Source organism: Peribacillus sp. NPDC058002, assembly GCF_042886655.1.
GTDB classification, from domain to species: domain Bacteria; phylum Bacillota; class Bacilli; order Bacillales; family DSM-1321; genus Peribacillus; species Peribacillus aracenensis.
This window is the reverse complement of sequence record NZ_JBHVQU010000472.1, coordinates 1-1629: the sequence shown is the minus strand read 5'-3', so window position 1 is coordinate 1629 and position 1629 is coordinate 1. Positions and strand designations below refer to the sequence as shown.

1 protein-coding gene and 1 pseudogene are annotated in these 1629 nt (G+C 40.6%); one reads left to right on the top strand and one right to left on the bottom strand.

What is annotated here, in order from left to right; all coding sequences use genetic code 11:
- Positions 1–626 precede the first annotated feature (626 nt).
- Positions 627–836 (top strand): YqaE/Pmp3 family membrane protein, encoded by a 210-nt coding sequence (locus tag ACFVSH_RS26405; protein WP_260285064.1) that lies wholly within the window; start codon positions 627–629, stop codon positions 834–836.
- 61 nt (positions 837–897) lie between these two features.
- On the opposite strand, the pseudogene ACFVSH_RS26400 reads toward ACFVSH_RS26405, so the two are convergent.
- Positions 898–1629: pseudogene (locus ACFVSH_RS26400) on the bottom strand (RNA helicase); the annotation flags it as partial.

Sequence of the window (1629 nt, the reverse complement as noted above, 5' to 3'; positions counted from 1 at the left end):
TGTATTCTATATTTGTATGGTGTGCATGCAAACAGCCTATCTTTTTTTTCATGAATCTCCCGCTTTCCACAGACAGTATTCTGATTATTCTAACACAAAAAACCGGCGTTACACTGCCGCAATAAGCAAAAACTATGATTAGCCATAGTCCTCCTGACATCATCGGGAGTCAAAAGACTGCTTTTTAGTATCAGAATGCTCAGTTGGTATGAATCCGGCTCTTGAGCATATATTTATCAAGGCGCTAGCAAGAGACAACATCAGGAAAATTGAACTTCAGTAACCTAATTACTTCTCGACTCAAGTAAAGCATTTGTTTTAGAATAAAAAAATCATTAAAAGGAAAGGCTCTTTTCGTAAAGCTTGTTGTTTTTAAAAACTAAACGATTTAAGGTTGATTGGAGCGCAAGTGCGAGACTCCTGCGGGAGCAGCGGGACAGGTGAGACCCCACAGGCGTTTACGCCGAGGAGGCTTACCTCCCGCCCCGCGGATAGCGAGCATCTGTAGGGAAAATCAACCACACCGCTTCACTTGGTAAATAGCAACAAAGTATGCGAAAACAGCCAAAAGAAAAAAGTAAACCGTAATCGTCAGATAAAAATCAATATATTGGGGAGTGTTCACCATTCTTTATTTAATTGCGATTCTTTTCCCTCCATTAGCCGTATTATTAGCAGGTAAACCCATCCAGGCAGTGATTAATCTGGTACTCACACTATTTTTCTATGTCCCTGGTTTAATTCATGCAATCTTAGTGGTGCATGATAAGAAAGCTGATAAACGAATGAAGCTGCAAGCAGCACTCATAGCTAAATCAAAACAAACGACAAAGTGATTTATACAACTGCTAATAACCCGAATGCGGCATTCGGGTTATTACTATCAAAACAATTCGGTTAATTGTATCTGTGCGTCTTTCTAAGTCCTTTATGATAACAAGCATCACATATATGAAAACGCGAGTCATCCGGAAGCCTTTTTCCACAGCGCTTGCATTTTTTTTGATAATTCAACATTTCGTCTTTTAACTGATCATGAACGCCATCACTGATTTCTTCACGGCTACGCTCCCAATAAACGGCTTCCGTCCGCTTACCCATCCGATATAAAAATAGTAAATGAAGACCTATCGCTTTGTAAGATAGCTCCAATTCCTCCAGATTTCTAGTCTTGATGATCGGTTCAGGAAGGTCACTGTTCTCGGCAATCGCTTCGACCGTTTCCAGCCACTGTCTGATCAAAGTTGGTTCTTTTGCCGAAAAAGGAATATGCAAGAAACCATATAAATCCATTAAAGAGAAACGCGCTTCGATTTCAGTATCCCTTATAAGTTCGTAAAGCTCCCTTTCTTCCGATAGAGATGCCTTTTTCGTGCCTTTAGGAGGCTCAAACCTCTCCCACATTTCGAAAAATGTCCCTAGGTTCCGGTAATATTTTTGAAAACGTTCAAACACAGCAGAGGTTGGGGCGATAGTGAAGGTTTGAACTGGTTCATCTACTTGTTCCAGCAACTTATTCATGATTTTGATCTCTGCTGTAAATGCTACCTTTCCCGTGTCATAAATTCCTTTTCTACCCGCTCGACCTGCGATTTGTTTGATTTCTTGAGAAGTCAATCTTCTTCTCCG